The sequence below is a fragment of the Mesorhizobium sp. M7A.F.Ca.AU.001.01.1.1 genome, assembly GCF_004022735.1.
GTDB lineage: Bacteria > Pseudomonadota > Alphaproteobacteria > Rhizobiales > Rhizobiaceae > Mesorhizobium > Mesorhizobium ciceri.
Window position 1 is genome coordinate 1 of the sequence record NZ_RZPF01000063.1, and the last position, 14,307, is coordinate 14,307.

At 63.3% G+C, this 14,307-nt stretch carries 18 protein-coding genes; 10 read left to right on the forward strand and 8 right to left on the reverse strand.

Annotation, left to right across the window (positions count from 1 at the left end):
* Positions 1 to 65 precede the first annotated feature (65 nt).
* Entirely contained in the window at positions 66 to 602 is a 537-nt protein-coding gene (gene hemJ / locus EN884_RS06350) for a protoporphyrinogen oxidase HemJ (RefSeq protein ID WP_024504091.1), read from the reverse strand.
* Positions 602 to 1,633: a uroporphyrinogen decarboxylase gene (hemE, locus tag EN884_RS06355; RefSeq protein WP_024504092.1), complete on the reverse strand. Its 1,032-nt coding sequence runs from the start codon at positions 1,631 to 1,633 to the stop codon at positions 602 to 604. Before hemE ends, hemJ begins: the two co-directional genes overlap by 1 nt.
* A 405-nt stretch (positions 1,634 to 2,038) precedes the next feature.
* On the opposite strand from hemE, the gene EN884_RS06360 reads away from it, so the two are divergent.
* The 5 genes from EN884_RS06360 to dnaQ all read left to right on the forward strand — a co-directional run bounded on the left by EN884_RS06360 (position 2,039) and on the right by dnaQ (position 6,041).
* Positions 2,039 to 2,860, forward strand: coding sequence for a pyruvate, water dikinase regulatory protein (locus EN884_RS06360; RefSeq protein WP_013528729.1), 822 nt, complete (start codon positions 2,039 to 2,041; stop codon positions 2,858 to 2,860).
* A gap of 238 nt (positions 2,861 to 3,098) precedes the next feature.
* The gene (locus tag EN884_RS06365) at positions 3,099 to 3,698 is read left to right on the forward strand and encodes a Maf-like protein (protein ID WP_063169601.1); all 600 of its coding nucleotides are present in this window, start codon (positions 3,099 to 3,101) and stop codon (positions 3,696 to 3,698) included.
* The gene (locus EN884_RS06370) at positions 3,691 to 4,533 is read left to right on the forward strand and encodes a shikimate dehydrogenase (RefSeq protein WP_063169602.1); all 843 of its coding nucleotides are present in this window, start codon (positions 3,691 to 3,693) and stop codon (positions 4,531 to 4,533) included. Before EN884_RS06365 ends, EN884_RS06370 begins: the two co-directional genes overlap by 8 nt.
* Entirely contained in the window at positions 4,530 to 5,129 is a 600-nt protein-coding gene (coaE, locus tag EN884_RS06375; protein ID WP_063169603.1) for a dephospho-CoA kinase, read from the forward strand. The genes EN884_RS06370 and coaE overlap by 4 nt, the downstream gene beginning before the upstream one ends.
* Before the next feature lie 210 nt (positions 5,130 to 5,339).
* A complete protein-coding gene (gene dnaQ / locus EN884_RS06380) occupies positions 5,340 to 6,041 on the forward strand; it encodes a DNA polymerase III subunit epsilon (protein WP_063169604.1) in 702 nt (233 codons plus the stop codon).
* A gap of 120 nt (positions 6,042 to 6,161) precedes the next feature.
* On the opposite strand, the gene secB is transcribed toward dnaQ, so the two are convergent.
* Together secB and EN884_RS06390 are read right to left on the reverse strand one after the other, a co-directional pair.
* Entirely contained in the window at positions 6,162 to 6,662 is a 501-nt protein-coding gene (gene secB / locus EN884_RS06385) for a protein-export chaperone SecB (RefSeq protein ID WP_013528724.1), read from the reverse strand.
* A 130-nt stretch (positions 6,663 to 6,792) separates the two neighbouring features.
* Entirely contained in the window at positions 6,793 to 7,293 is a 501-nt protein-coding gene (locus tag EN884_RS06390) for an FxsA family protein (RefSeq protein ID WP_082826715.1), read from the reverse strand.
* A 217-nt stretch (positions 7,294 to 7,510) separates the two neighbouring features.
* On the opposite strand from EN884_RS06390, the gene EN884_RS06395 reads away from it, so the two are divergent.
* The 4 genes from EN884_RS06395 to EN884_RS06410 are packed head-to-tail and all read left to right on the forward strand — an operon-like array spanning position 7,511 to position 10,261.
* Entirely contained in the window at positions 7,511 to 8,218 is a 708-nt protein-coding gene (locus EN884_RS06395; protein WP_027161247.1) for a Tim44/TimA family putative adaptor protein, read from the forward strand.
* A 21-nt stretch (positions 8,219 to 8,239) separates the two neighbouring features.
* Positions 8,240 to 9,355 (forward strand): murein transglycosylase A, encoded by a 1,116-nt coding sequence (locus tag EN884_RS06400; protein WP_063169605.1) that lies wholly within the window; start codon positions 8,240 to 8,242, stop codon positions 9,353 to 9,355.
* A complete protein-coding gene (locus EN884_RS06405; RefSeq protein WP_024502221.1) occupies positions 9,352 to 9,882 on the forward strand; it encodes a Smr/MutS family protein in 531 nt (176 codons plus the stop codon). The genes EN884_RS06400 and EN884_RS06405 overlap by 4 nt, the downstream gene beginning before the upstream one ends.
* A 10-nt stretch (positions 9,883 to 9,892) precedes the next feature.
* On the forward strand, positions 9,893 to 10,261 hold the full coding sequence (locus tag EN884_RS06410; protein WP_063169606.1) for a helix-turn-helix transcriptional regulator: 369 nt from the start codon (positions 9,893 to 9,895) through the stop codon (positions 10,259 to 10,261).
* Positions 10,262 to 10,334: 73 nt separating this feature from the next.
* On the opposite strand, the gene EN884_RS06415 is transcribed toward EN884_RS06410, so the two are convergent.
* The 4 genes from EN884_RS06415 to EN884_RS06435 all read right to left on the reverse strand — a co-directional run bounded on the left by EN884_RS06415 (position 10,335) and on the right by EN884_RS06435 (position 13,639).
* Positions 10,335 to 10,502 (reverse strand): hypothetical protein, encoded by a 168-nt coding sequence (locus EN884_RS06415; RefSeq protein WP_245441843.1) that lies wholly within the window; start codon positions 10,500 to 10,502, stop codon positions 10,335 to 10,337.
* Between the two features lie 416 nt (positions 10,503 to 10,918).
* Positions 10,919 to 11,536, reverse strand: a complete 618-nt coding sequence (locus EN884_RS06420; RefSeq protein ID WP_013528717.1) for a transglutaminase-like cysteine peptidase — start codon at positions 11,534 to 11,536, stop codon at positions 10,919 to 10,921.
* Positions 11,537 to 11,770: 234 nt separating this feature from the next.
* The gene (locus EN884_RS06430) at positions 11,771 to 13,048 is read right to left on the reverse strand and encodes a polyhydroxyalkanoate depolymerase (protein WP_063169608.1); all 1,278 of its coding nucleotides are present in this window, start codon (positions 13,046 to 13,048) and stop codon (positions 11,771 to 11,773) included.
* Between the two features lie 231 nt (positions 13,049 to 13,279).
* On the reverse strand, positions 13,280 to 13,639 hold the full coding sequence (locus tag EN884_RS06435; protein ID WP_013528714.1) for a septal ring lytic transglycosylase RlpA family protein: 360 nt from the start codon (positions 13,637 to 13,639) through the stop codon (positions 13,280 to 13,282).
* A 309-nt stretch (positions 13,640 to 13,948) separates the two neighbouring features.
* Here EN884_RS06435 and EN884_RS38550 point away from each other — a divergent pair, with 309 nt between their 5' ends.
* Entirely contained in the window at positions 13,949 to 14,134 is a 186-nt protein-coding gene (locus tag EN884_RS38550; RefSeq protein ID WP_024502222.1) for a hypothetical protein, read from the forward strand.
* The last annotated feature ends 173 nt before the right edge of the window (positions 14,135 to 14,307 follow it).

The window sequence follows — 14,307 nt, forward strand, 5'->3', positions numbered from 1 at the left end:
GCCTATGAAGGCCTAAACGCATCAATGCCTGTCGCAGTCTCCTGGCCGTTTTTGAGCGACATGCATCAGAACGGCTTGACCACCACCAGGATGACGATTGCGATCATCAGCAATGTGGGGATCTCGTTGACCATCCGCCAGTGCCTGGCCGGTTTTTCATTACGGTCCTCGGCGAATTTGCGCACCGCGCCGGCCAGATAGCCATGAACGGCGGACAGCAAAAGCACCGCTCCGATCTTGGCGTGCAGCCAGCCGCCCTGGAAACCGAAACCCTTCCAGGCGAGCCACAGGCCGAACACCCAGGTGACGATCATCGCCGGGTTGATGATGCCGCGCAGCAGGCGCCGCTCCATCACCTTGAAGGTTTCCGACTGCACCGAGCCCTTCTCGGCATCGGTGTGGTAGACCAGCAGCCGCGGCAGATAGAGCATGCCCGCCATCCACGAGATGACGGCGAGGATATGGATCGCCTTGGCCCAGGGGTAAAAACTGTCGGGTGCCGCGAAATACAAAAGCGCGGTGAAAACGATCAGCACGGCGATACCTGATATCATGCGCATCATCGCCTGGCCGGTGCTGTTCGTGTTGTTCATCTGAGCCATCAGCGTGTCGCGCTCCGCACCTGTTTCACCATCGCCTCGACATGGGCGATCGGCGTCTCCGGCGTGATGCCGTGACCGAGGTTGAAGATCAGCGGCCCGTCTCCCAGCGCTCTCAGGATCGCCTCGACGCCATCCGACAGCGCCTTGCCGCCAGCGACGAGCCGCAAGGGATCGAGATTGCCCTGAACCGCACCCGAGCGCTGCAATTCCTTCGCCGCGATCAGGGGCACCGTCCAGTCGATCCCCAGCGCCGTCACGCCGGTCTTCTGTCGATAGGTCCGGTAGCGCGAACCGGCGCCCTTGGGAAAACCGATGATCGGGACATCGGGATAAACCGCCCGCACCCGGCCAACGATCTCGGCCATCGGCTGAACGCAGAACAAATCGAAAGTTTCATCGTCCAGCACGCCGGACCAGGAATCGAAAATCTGCACCACATCCGCGCCCGCCTCGATCTGGCGGATGAGATAGGCGGCCGAATGTTCGGCAAGCACCTTCAGCAATCGTTGAAAGGCCACCGGCTCGCGATAGGCAAAAAGCCGCGCCGGCGCCTGGTCGGGCGTGCCATGGCCGGCAATCATGTAGGTCGCCACCGTCCACGGCGCGCCGCAGAAGCCGATCAGGGTTGTCTCGTCGGGCAATTTGGCCCGCAACCGGCGAACCGTCTCGTAGACCGGTTCGAGATTCACGTGAAACACCTTGCCTTCCAGAGCCAGAATCTGCGGCGCGGTGATCGGCGTCAGCAGCGGCCCTCTGCCCTCTTCGAAACGGACGTCACGGCCAAGCGCATGCGGAACGACAAGGATATCGGAAAACAGGATCGAAGCATCGAAGCCGAAGCGCTCGATCGGTTGCAAGGTCACTTCGACGGCAAGGTCTGGATCATAGCAGAGATCGAGGAACGAGCCTGCTCGCCTGCGTGTCTCCCGATACTCCGGCAGATAACGCCCTGCCTGACGCATCATCCAGAGCGGAGGCGGAAAATGAGCCTTGCCCTTCAGGACATCCAGCATGATCCGGTTCTGGGGCATCGAGCGCTCGCTTCTTCCGGCCTCTTCTATAATCAAAGATTCTTATATCTAAGATTCTTCTGATTCTAAGAGTCTGTTGGTTCTGGTGATTGCCACCTGTCCCGCTTTGCCCCGGAAAACACCAGCCAACATATTGTCGCGTGCTTCTTTTTCCCAGATGTAGGGTTCTGGGGATAGGTCGGAATCGATCAATCGAGTCAAAGCGTTAGGCAGAGCGGTGAAAGGCAGGTCCTGTGGACGGACTGTAGGCGAAAAAAGCCGTCCCCAAACTTGTCCCCAGTCGCCCGACGAAGCTGACAGCGCATCGAATTGTGGACAAACTGCCATCTGATACAGTCGCCTCCGACCGCCCCCTCTTTTCATCCCGCTTTATCCACAGAAGCCCACAGCCCCAGGTGACCCCCTGTGAACAAACCCCAGAGCTTCTTCCACCTGCACCTGATTTCCGACGCGACCGGCGAAACGCTGCTCGCCGCCGGCCGGGCGGCTTCGGCACAATACAAGGATGCGCGCGCCATCGAGCATATCTATCCGCTCATCCGCACCGAAAAGCAGGTGGCGAAGGTGTTCGAGGATATAGAGGAAGAGCCGGGCATCATCCTCTATACGGTCGTGGACCAGAAGCTGGCGCGCGGCATCGACGAGCGCTGCGCGGCCATGGGCCTGCCCTGTGTGTCGGTGCTGGAGCCGGTGCTGACCGTGTTCCAGTCCTATCTCGGCACCCCCGCCGGCCGCCGCGTCGGCGCCCAGCATGTTCTCGACGCCGAATATTTCCGCCGCATCGACGCGCTCAATTTCACCATGGACCATGATGACGGCCAGCTGCCGCTCAACATGGACGATGCCGATGTCGTGCTGATCGGCATTTCTCGCACGTCGAAGACGCCGACCAGCATCTATCTCGCCAACCGCGGCATCAAGACCGCCAACATCCCGATCGTGCTCGGTGTGCCGGTGCCGGAAAGCCTGGTTGCCGCCAGCAAGCCGCTCATCGTCGGGCTGATCGCCACCGCCGAGCGCATCTCGCACGTCCGGCAAAACCGCATCCTCGGCAACAGCAGCTCGTATGAGGCATCAGACTATGTCGACCGCGCGGCGATCAGCGAAGAACTCGCCTACGCCCGCAAGATCTGCACGCGCCATGGCTGGCCGATGATCGACGTCAGCCGCCGCTCGATCGAGGAAACGGCGGCGGCCATCGTTGCCCTGCGGGGGAAGAATAGATAGGGCAGGTAAGATAAGTGAGCACCAGCACCCCTCATCCGACCTCGCTTCGCGAGGCCACCTTCTCCCACAAGGGGAGAAGGAAGAACGTGGCACCGTCGTCTCCGCAAGATACCGCCAGTTGGCGATTTGCAGCGGCGTACGCGCGGGACTTCCCTTCTCCCCTTGTGGGAGAAGGTGGCCGAGCGAAGCTCGGTCGGATGAGGGGTGCGTGACGGAGCGCCAACATGGGTGAATCAGCATGATCGAAAAACTCATCCTTGCTTCCGGCAGTCCGTTCCGCAAGGCGATGCTGGTCAATGCCGGCGTCGATGTCGAGGCGGTGCCGGCCGATGTCGACGAGCGCGCGCTCGAGTCGCCTTTGCAGGATAGCGGCGTCTCGCCCGAGGACGTCGCCCTGGTGCTGGCCGAGGCTAAGGCGACCGAAGTCAGCGAGCGCAGGCCGGGCGCCCTGGTGCTGGGCTGCGACCAGACGCTGTCGCTCGGCGACGAGGTGTTCCACAAGTCGGCTGACATGGAGGGTGCCCGCCGTCATTTGCTGGCGCTGTCGGGCAAGACCCATCAGTTGAACAGCGCCGCCGTGCTGGTTCGCGACGGCAAGGTTCTGTGGCGGCATGTCGGCATCGCCTCGATGACCATGCGCAAGCTCGATCCCGCCTTTATCGGGCGCCATCTCGCCCGTGTCGGTGCCAAGGCGCTGGGAAGCGTCGGCGCCTATCAGATCGAAGGCGAAGGCATTCAATTGTTCGAGAAAATCGAGGGCGATCATTTCACCATTGTCGGCCTGCCGCTGTTGCCGCTGCTGGCCGAACTGCGAGACCTGGGGGCGATCGATGGCTGAGGCGTCGAAAAAAGCCTTCGTGTCGGGCCATCCGGTCAAGCATTCGCGCTCGCCGAAGATCCATGGTCACTGGCTGGCCAAACATGGCATCGACGGAAGCTACCAGGCCATCGATGTCGCGCCGCAAGACTTTGCCGTGTTCGTGGAAACATTGCAGGCAAACAATTACCGCGGTGGCAACATCACCATCCCGCACAAGGAAGCGGCCTTCGCATTGGCCGAACGCCGCGACCAGGCGGCGCAAGAAATCGGCGCCGTCAACACGCTGTGGTTCGAGGACGGCATCCTGTGGGGCGGCAACACTGACGGTCACGGCTTTGCCGCCAACCTCGACGATCATGCACCGGGCTGGGCAAGCAAGGGTCCGGCGGTGGTGCTCGGCGCCGGCGGCGCGTCGCGCGCCGTCATCCATGCGCTGAAGGAGCGCAGCGTTGCCGACATTCGCATCGTCAACCGCACTCTGGCCCGAGCGCAGGAATTGCGCGATCGTTTCGGCACCGGTGTCTCGGCGCATGGCATGGCGGCGACCAACGAACTGCTCGGCGATGCCGGCCTGCTGGTCAACACCACCGCGCTCGGCATGCATGGCAATGAAGGCCTGTCGGCGGATCCCGCCCGGCTGCCCGACCATGCCATCGTCACCGACATCGTCTATGTGCCACTGGAGACGCCGCTGCTTGCGGCCGCCCGAGCGCGAAATCTGAAGACGGTCGACGGTCTCGGCATGCTTCTGCATCAGGCCGTGCCTGGCTTCGAGCGCTGGTTCGGCATCAGGCCGCGGGTGACGGCCGAACTTCGGGCCCTGATCGTCGCCGATCTGGTGCCGAAGCCATGATCGTGCTCGGCCTCACCGGCTCGATCGGCATGGGCAAGTCGACCACAGCCAGGATGTTCACTGACGCCGGCGTGCCGGTCCACGATTCCGACGAGACGGTGCATCGCCTCTATGCCGGCAAGGCAGCACCCCTGGTCGAGGCCGCCTTTCCCGGCACCACATCCGCCGGCATGGTCGATCGTGCCAAACTTGGCGCGCGCGTGCTCGGCGATGCCGCGGCGCTGAAGCGGCTGGAAACCATCATCCACCCGCTGGTGCGCGCCGATGCCGATGCCTTTCTGGCCAGGCATCGTGGATCAGGCGCGCCGATCGCCGTCCTCGACATCCCCCTGCTCTTCGAAACCGGCGGCCGCAACCGCGTCGACAAGGTCGTCGTCGTCACCGCCCCGGCCGAGACCCAGCGCGAACGCGTGCTGGCGCGGCCGGGCATGACGGAGGAAAAGCTGGCGTCGATCCTGGCCAAGCAGGTGCCGGACGCGGAAAAACGCCGTCAGGCCGATTTCATCGTCGACACCGGCCAGGGGATGGACGCCGCGCGGGCGGAGGTCGCTGCAATCATCAGCCAGCTGATAGGGGTTGGCAAGCCAGGTGGTTGAGCCCACCGCTCGACCGCCAGCTGTCGATGTGAGAGCCGCTTATCTGCCTGCCGGCTTCGCTCGACACCTCTCCCCCGATCGACGGGGGAGAGGAAAGGTGCAGGGCGATGAGGGGCGGCGCAAACCTGTGCGATTGCCCTGGCCATCATAGTTTCTCATTGCCATTTTGTTCCGCTCTCACGATTCTGCTCCTTTGGAGCGACTGATTCGATGCGTGAGATCATCTTCGACACGGAAACCACCGGCCTCGATTCGCGCGACGACCGCGTGATCGAGCTGGGCGGCGTCGAACTGGTCAACCGTTTCCCGACCGGCAGGACCTTCCACCACTACATCAACCCGCAAGGCCGAGCGATCCATGTCGAGGCACAGGCGGTGCACGGCATCAGCGCGGCGGACCTCGCGGGCAAGCCGACCTTTGCCGAGATTGTGCAGGAGTGGCTGGACTTTACCGACGGCGCCAAGCTGGTCGCCCACAACGCCACTTTCGATGTCGGCTTCCTCAACGTCGAATTCGGCCGGCTGGGTCACCCTGTCATCGACAACGGCGTCGTCGTCGACACGCTGGCGCTGGCGCGCCGCAAGCACCCGATGGGTCCTAATTCGCTCGATGCGCTCTGCCGGCGCTACGGCATCGACAACACCAAGCGCACCAAGCACGGCGCCCTGCTCGATTCCGAATTGCTGGCCGAGGTCTATATCGAGCTGATCGGCGGCAAGCAGGCGGCCCTCATCCTCGACAGCGCCACCGCGCCGGCCCAGGGCGAGAATGTCCGCCAGATCGAAATCGTCGTCGCCCCGCGCCCGGCGCCACTGCCGCCGCGCGTGACAGAAGCCGAACGTGCCGCGCACGCCGGCATGGTCGGGACATTGGGTGAAAAGGCGCTGTGGCTGAAGGTTCACGGGAACTAAAATCGTCCCGTTGGCGATCCTTGGCGCCCCCCTCTGCCCTGCCGGCGCCTCAATCGTCCCGCCCAAAACAAAAAAACCCGGCGCAAGGCCGGGCTTTTCACAATCCGTGGCAGGCAGCCCTCAGCTCACCTGGACCTTCGACGACGCCTGGTCCTCCGCCAGCTTCTGCTGGAACATCTGCGCGAAGTCGATCGGGTCGAGCATCAGCGGCGGGAAGCCGCCATTGCGGGTTGCCTCGGCGATGATCTGGCGGGCGAACGGGAACAAAAGACGCGGGCATTCGATGAACAGGATCGGCAGCATGTGTTCCTGCGGAAAGCCTGCGATGGCGAACACGCCGCCATAGACCAGCTCGACATTGAACAGCACTTCCTGGTCGAAGGACGCCTTGGCGTTGAGCGTCAGATTGACGTCGAACTGCTTGTCGGAGAGCGGGTTGGCGTTGACGTTGACATTGATGGCGATGCCCGGCGCCTTGTCGCGGCCGCGCAGCGAATTCGGCGCGCCGGGGCTTTCGAAGGACAGGTCCTTCACATATTGCGCCAGAACGTTGAGCGACGGCTGCGCCGCATTGCCGTTTCCGTTGGCTGCGCCGACCGGCGCGTCATCTTTGCTGGCCATAAGCCTTGTCCTCTTGCCTGGGCAGCGTCGCTGACCGAATTGAAATCGGGCGTTCGCTACCATGGCGGGGATGACAAGACAAGGTTTGCCGCCTTGCTTCCCGGCTGCGGCATGGAGATGGGACGGCGCGCTAATCGTCCTTCAGGCGACGCCACGGCGAGTTGTGATCCGGGCCGCGCTTCAGATCGTCCTCGCGCGAATAGTCGCCGTCTTCGAGGTCGATGACCCTGTCGCGCTGGCGGCCACGAAAACCGCCGGTCGAGAAATCGGTGGCGACGACAATGCGGCCCTTGAACCGGCTCCAGGCAAAGTCGCGCAACGGCGGCAGAAACAGCAGCAGGCCGATAATGTCGGTGATGAAGCCGGGGATGATCAGGAGGATCGCCGCAACCACGATCATGGCGCCGTGCGCAAGGTGGCGGCTGGGGTTCTGGCCGGCGGCCATCTCGTTGCGGATGCGGGCCATGACACCAAAACCCTGGTATCGGAGCAAAAGCACGCCGGCGATGCTCGAGGCCAGCACGAGGCCTACCGTCGCCAGCGCGCCGACCTCGCGGCCGACGATGACGAAACCGGCAATTTCCAGCAGCGGCAGTGCAAGGAGAAAGAAGGGAAGCAGCGAAATGCGCAAGTCTTGCCAACCTTTTTCGATCGTCATGACCGTTTTGATTGTTTTGGCCGCCAGCTGGCAATCGCCGCTGGCACTGAGGCTGTTAGATAGGTATGCCTGCCTTTGATTTGAATGATTGCGCCTTGCGCTCTATATGCTTTGAATGTTGAACGCTATGCGACCGCGGCCGTTGGGCCTGACGGTCCGGCCACAGGGCAGGGATTGATTGGCGGAAGATATGGGATTCTTCGACTTCGGCACGATTTTCTTCCTGATTGCGGCGGTGGTCATCTTTTTCCAGCTGCGCAATGTGCTGGGCCGCCGCACCGGCAGCGAACGGCCGCCCTTCGATCCCTATTCGGCGGCTCGCACCAGCGACAAGGATGCCGCCCAGAAATCCGAAAACGTCGTCTCGCTGCCGCGCAAGCGTCCGCCAGGCGAGCCGGCTCCCGACGCCTATGCCGCGATCGACGCTTTCGCCAAGCCCGATACCGACCTCAACAAGGGCCTGCGCACGATCAAGGACAATGATCCGTCCTTCGAGCCGAAGGGTTTCGTCGACGGCGCCAAGATGGCTTACGAGATGATCGTCATGGCCTATGCCGACGGCGATCGCAAAACGCTGAAGAACCTGTTGTCGCGCGAGGTCTATGACGGTTTTGTCGCCGCCATCGGCGAGCGCGAGGCCAAGGCGGAAAAGATCCAGTCCTCCTTCGTCGGCATCGACAAGGCCGATATCGTCTCGGCCGAGATGAAGGGCGGCGAGGCGCATGTCACGCTGCGCATCATCAGCGAGCTGATTTCGGCGACCCGCGACAAGGCCGGTGCCGTCATCGACGGCGACCCGGAAACCGTGGCCGAGGTCAAGGATGTCTGGACCTTCGCCCGTGACACGCGCTCGCGCGATCCGAACTGGAAGCTCGTCGCCACCGAGGAAGAAGACTAGGGAATACGCGGCGAGGCTCCGGTGTCGCTATCGCCTCTTTTTGTCGAGAAAGCCTTCGGCGATCTGCCCGGCTGGGGCGATGACGACCATTCGGCCGCCTTCGCCGCCTTTCGGCGCTCGGCCTTCCATGTCCTGACCAAACCCTATCGCAGCGGCGCGCTCGGCGTCGACTTCGACGCCTTTGCGGATGTCTACGCCGAGGCCCGGACCGTTTCGCCGGCGAATCGGTCGCCGGTTTTGACCCGCGGCGAAGCTCGCGCCTTCTTCGAGCGCCATTTTGTCCCGGCGCTTATCCCTGCCGAAAATGGGCTCGTCACCGGTTTCTATGAACCGCAGGTCGAGACGTCACCGGTGCGCACGGACCGGTTTTCGGTGCCGCTGCTGTCGCGCCCGGCCGATCTCGTCGATATCGATGACGCAAACCGGCCGCCGGGCCTGGACCCCTATCTCGCTTTCGCGCGCCAGACGCCGAACGGGCCGGTCGAATATCATGACCGTGGCGAGATCGAGCGCGGCGCGCTTGATGGCAAGGGCCTGGAAATCGCCTGGTTGGCCGACAAGGTCGATGCCTTCTTCATTCACGTGCAAGGTGCCGCACGCCTCGCCATGACCGACGGCCGGCTTGCCCGCGTCACCTATGCCGCCAAATCCGGCCAGCGCTTCACCGGACCAGGCAAGGTCCTGAGCGAGATTGGCGAGATCCCGCTGGCGGAAGTGACGATGCAATCGATCCGCGCCTGGTTCAAGGCGCATCCGGACCGCGTCGACGAGATCCTGTGGCAGAACCGCTCCTACATTTTCTTCCGCCCGGCCGATGTCGAGGACGTTGCCCTTGGTCCGATCGCCGCCGCCAAGGTGCCGCTGACGCCGGGCCGCTCGATCGCCGTCGACCGCCTGCTGCACACATTCGGCACGCCCTTTTACATCGACGCGCCGACGCTCGCCGCCTTCGACGCAAAACCATTCCGCCGCCTGATGATCGCGCAGGACACTGGCTCCGCCATCACCGGGCCGGCGCGGGGCGACCTGTTCGCCGGTTCGGGCGATGCCGCGGGCGAGATCGCCGGCGTGGTCCGCAATGCCGCGGATTTTTATGCGCTGGTGCCGCGCGCGCTCATTGCGGGTGCGGTCCGATGACCCGGCGCCCGGACAAGCTCAGCGAGGACGACCGGGTTCTGTGGAACCTGGTGGCGCGCACGGCCAAGCCGCTGAAGGGGAAATTTGCCGTGGACATCCCCGAAATTCCTGCCGAGGCCAAGCCAAGCCAGTCGCAGCCCGCCCAGCCCGTCGCCAATGTCGCAGGGACCGCGAAGCCGAAGGCGCAGCATGTCACGCACCGCCTCGACGAACCGACGCTGGACAAATTGTCGAAGGGCCGGCTGCCGATCGAGGGCCGCGTCGATCTGCACGGCATGACGCAGGACGAGGCCTACTCGCTGCTGTTCTCGTTTCTGCACCGGGCGCATGCCGGCGGCGTCCGCTATGTCCTGGTCATCACCGGCAAGGGCTCGTCCTCCGGCGGCGATGGCGTGTTGCGGCGCGCCGTGCCGGCCTGGCTGTCGACGCCTGCCTTCCGGCCGCTCGTCTCCAGCCACGACCATGCCGCCCGCAATCACGGCGGTTCGGGTGCGCTCTATATCCGCCTGCGGCGGGTCCGTTCATGAGGATGGGCGCATGACCCCGTTCGGCGAGAAGCTGCGGACGCTGAGAAGCGAACGTGGTGTCCGCCAGAAGGACATGGCGGCGGCGATCGGCGTCAGCGCCGCCTATCTGTCGGCGCTCGAACATGGCAGGCGAGGCGCCCCGACCTGGACGCTGATCCAGAAGATCATCGGCTATTTCAACATCATCTGGGACGATGCCGAGGAACTGGCGCGGCTGGCCGAGGCCTCGCACCCGCGTGTAAAACTCGACACGTCGGGTCTTTCCCCCGCCGCCACCGAGCTCGCCAATCTGCTGGCGGAAAACATCGAGAAACTCGACGAAACCGAGCTTCGCCGCATCACCGCATCGATCCGCGGGGCGTTGAACCAGCGGCCGTAGCCTGACGGTCCGCGCCGGTACAAGTTCGCCTGCCTCACGAGGACACTGCCCGCCGGCGGGCAAAGTGGTGAGATCATTTCTTGCCGGCGGTGCCGCCATTTCCACCCCGGCCATGATCGCCGTGGTCGTGGCCATTGTTTCCGCCGCCCAGGCAGTCCGACGCCCCGGCATCACCGCAACAGCGGCCGGCCCAGAGGTCGTTGAGGTTGGCTTTGGCACAGCTGGTGGTCTGATCGGCCATGGCGGATCCGGCCATGCTCGACACCGCGATAGCGGCAAGAAGGGTGTTTCGCAGAAAAGCAGTCATCTGAAGTCTCCATGGTTGGTTTCGGTTCACGGCTGTGTGTCGCTGGCCGGAGCGAAATGGTTCACGGAGAAATGCGAATTCTGGCGGAGGGCCCATCGATTTCGTCATCCACGGGCGGAGCGGACGCGCAGACCCGAGGATCCATGCCGCGAGTTGCGAGCGTCGCGACGGGGCAAAAGATCTGGTGATGACGGTATGACGATTGCAGGCGCCTGTTCCTGCGCCGCAGCGTTCTTCATCGGCATCACGGCATGGATCCCGGGGTCTTCGCGACGGAGCTTCGCTCCTGCTCAGCCCTGTGATGACGAAGCGTTGGATGCCGCCCCTAGGGAAGCCGCCGTTGCCGGTGCCTACTGAACCGCGCCGACCAGAACTTGCTGGCCACCGCGGATCGAGACCCAGCGGCCGGTGTTGTCGATCGCCTGCCGCTTGAGGAAGCGGTAGCCGGTCGCGTCCCATGGCTTGACCTTGTCGGTCAGATTGTCGAGCACATAGTCGCCCTCGTCGGTGCGCACCGTCAGCACGGCGTGGCCCTCGCCGTCGGGCTTGCGCACGACGGTGATCAGAAGATCGGCAAGCGAGATGCTCATGCGCGAAAGCTGGCGTCGCTTTTCCAGCACATAGTCCTCGCAATCGCCGACGCCCTTGTCGGGATAGGCCCAGACCTCGTCCTTGCCGTAGATGTCCATGTCGCTCATCGGCTTGACGGCGGCGTTGACCCTGGCGGTGACATTGAGAAGCTTGCGCATCAGCGCGTCGGTCATCGGAGCCGGCGCCAGATTGGCCGGGCGGATCGAGCACTCGCCCGGATGCAGCTTGCAGAAATCATAGTGGCCGATCGGCTGCGAGGTGAGCCCCCCGGTCGCCATCGCTCCACCCGCCAAGGCCGGTGCCACCCAGCCCGCCGTCATTGCCAGCCCGGCCGCCACATACACGCGCAGCCGTCGCGCCATCGATGAGGAAATCATTGTCCCCGCTCACCCTTTGTTATTAACGAAAGGTTAAGGGGGATTTACAGTCCGTGTCAATTACGACGACGGTCGGATTGTCGGCATGGTTACCCGAGGGGCTGGACAGCGGCACTTGTGCAACAGAATCAGCCAGCCAGCCGGCTTTTACCGGTCAATCGCATGGCTTGTCGCCGTTAAGCTTGGTTTTATGCAAATCATCGTCCCAAAACCCGCAATTTTGGACGACGTGCATTATCTCTTGGCGGCGCGGACCAGCTTCGGCTTCGCCGCGACACGCTCCTGGCGGCCGTAGCTGGTGATGAAGTCGACGATGCGCGGCACGATTTCGGAGCGGAAGCGAGAACCGTTGAACACGCCGTAATGGCCGACCGCCGGCTGCATGTAGTGGGCGTGCCGCTCAGCCGGGATATTGGGGCAAAGATCATGCGCTGCCTTGGTCTGGCCAAGGCCTGATATGTCGTCGTTCTCGCCTTCGACCGTGAACAGCGCGACGTTGCGGATCGCCGACGGATCGATCCTGGTGCCGCGATGCGTCATCTCGCCCTTTGGCAAGGCCTGCCGCACGAAGACGGTGTCGACGGTCTGCAGGTAGAATTCGGCCGTCAGGTCCATGACCGCCAGATACTCGTCGTAGAAATCGCGGTGCTTCTCGGCATTGTCGCCATCATGCTTCACCAGATGCATGAAGAAGTCCTTGTGGGCGATGATGTGGCGATCGAGGTTCATGCTCATGAAGCCGGACAGCTGCAGGAAGCCTGGATAGACCTCGCGGCCGAAGCCTGGCACCGGCCACGGCGCATGCATCACGACATTGTCGCGGAACCAGTCGATGCCTTTTTCCTGCGCCAGCAGATTGACCGCGGTCGGGTTGCTGCGCGTGTCGATAGGCCCGCCCATCAACGTCATCGTCGAGGGCACGAACGGGTCGCCCTTGGATTCCATCAGCGCCACGGCGGCCAGCACCGGCACGGAAGGCTGGCACACCGCCATCACATGCGTGTCCGGCCCGAGCGTGTGCAGCATGTCGATGACATAGTCGATGTAGTCGTCGAGATCGAATTGGCCGTCGGCAAGCGGCACCATGCGGGCATCGACCCAGTCGGTGATGTGCACGTCGGCATAGGGCAGCATCGCTTCCACCGTGCCGCGCAGCAGCGTCGCATAATGGCCCGACATCGGCGCCACGATCAGAAGCTTCGGATCGGGCTTGCGCCCGGCGGGGACAGCGCGCTCGAAGCGCACGAGATTGCAGAACGGCTTCGACCAGACGGTCTTCTCGGCGACCTCGACGCTCTTCCAGTCGACCACGGTCTTGCTCAGGCCGAAGGCCGGCTTGCCGTAGCGGCGCGTGGTGCGCTCGAACAGTTCGGCCGTCGCCGCGATCGAACGGCCCCATTGCGTGTGGGAAAACGGATTGAGCGGATTGGAGTAGAACATCCGCACCGCGTCGGCATAGAGGCGCGCCGGCTGCAGGGCGGCGTGGTTCATCTCATAGAGCTGGTAGAACATCGAGAAACCCCGCTGCTGCCTGCGACCGAAGGCACGACGAGCAGCGCCGAGCCTAAATGTCTCGCGGGGAAGTTAACAACTAATTGCTGCGATGCAATACGTCACGCTGCGTGACCAATGCTTCTTTGGTTCAAGGCCATGGAAATCGGGGCCGAACGGTGCCAGCCGGCTCAGTGTGCGGCTGCGAAATGTGTAGGTAATGTGTCCGGCCCTTGCCGGACACAGGAAGCTCTAGACGCGCGCCATGCACACGGAAGTGTGGCCGGAGCCGATGAAGCCGAGCTGGCCGGCCGCGCCCTTCGACAGGTCGAGCACGCGTCCCTTGATGAACGGACCGCGATCGTTGATGCGCACGACGACGCTGCGGCCGTTGTTCTTGTTGGTCACCCTGAGCTTGGTGCCGAAAGGCAAGGTGCGATGCGCGGCGGTCATCGCCGACGGGTTCATGCGCTCGCCCGAGGCGGTTCTGGAGTGCAGGGCGTACCACGAGGCGCGGCCGCACTGGGCGGCGGCGGTCGCCGAAGAAGCGCCGACCATCAGGCCAGCAGCGATCGTTACCGCGACAATCGCGGTCTGTTTTGGGTTCTTCATATTTGGGGGATGGCTCCGTTTTTGACAGACCCCAGCCGTTAGGTGCCAAATAAGGCGGGAAATGCGGCAGTGATCTGGCGGTTCCGTGGCAATGGCACACGTTTGGAGTCGCTGGGTAACAGTCTGTCAGGGATTTTCCGGCACGCGATGATCAATCAACGATGATCTTTGTGTTGCTATCGGGCATCCGTTTGACAAGATCGAACATTAATATCCAAGTAGAGCTCGGCGCGGCCGGGCCACTTCCTTTGGCTCTTTTATCGCGGTCCCGATGCTGTAACCAATCGACTTCAAAAGGGAGATCCGGCAATGAGGCTGACCAAAAATCTGCTGGCGTTGATTGTGCTTGCCGTCGGCGCGCTGTGGTCGCTGCAAGGCATCGGCGTTGTCGGCGGCAGCTTCATGACCGGCCAGTCGCAATGGCTCTATATCGGCGTCGTCACCATGCTGGTCGGGCTGATCGGGTTGGTGTGGGCGAACCGGTCAAGCGGGTGAGCTTGATGAAAGGTCGACCCCACTCCGGCCCTTCGGGCCACCTCTCCCCCGATCGACGGGGGAGAGGAAAAGCGCGAGCTCGCCGACCTTGGCTCCTTTCCTCTCCCTCCGGAGGGGGGGAGAGGTGGTGCTGCGAAGCTGCGACGGAGTGGGGGAAGGCGGTCCTCCAGGGC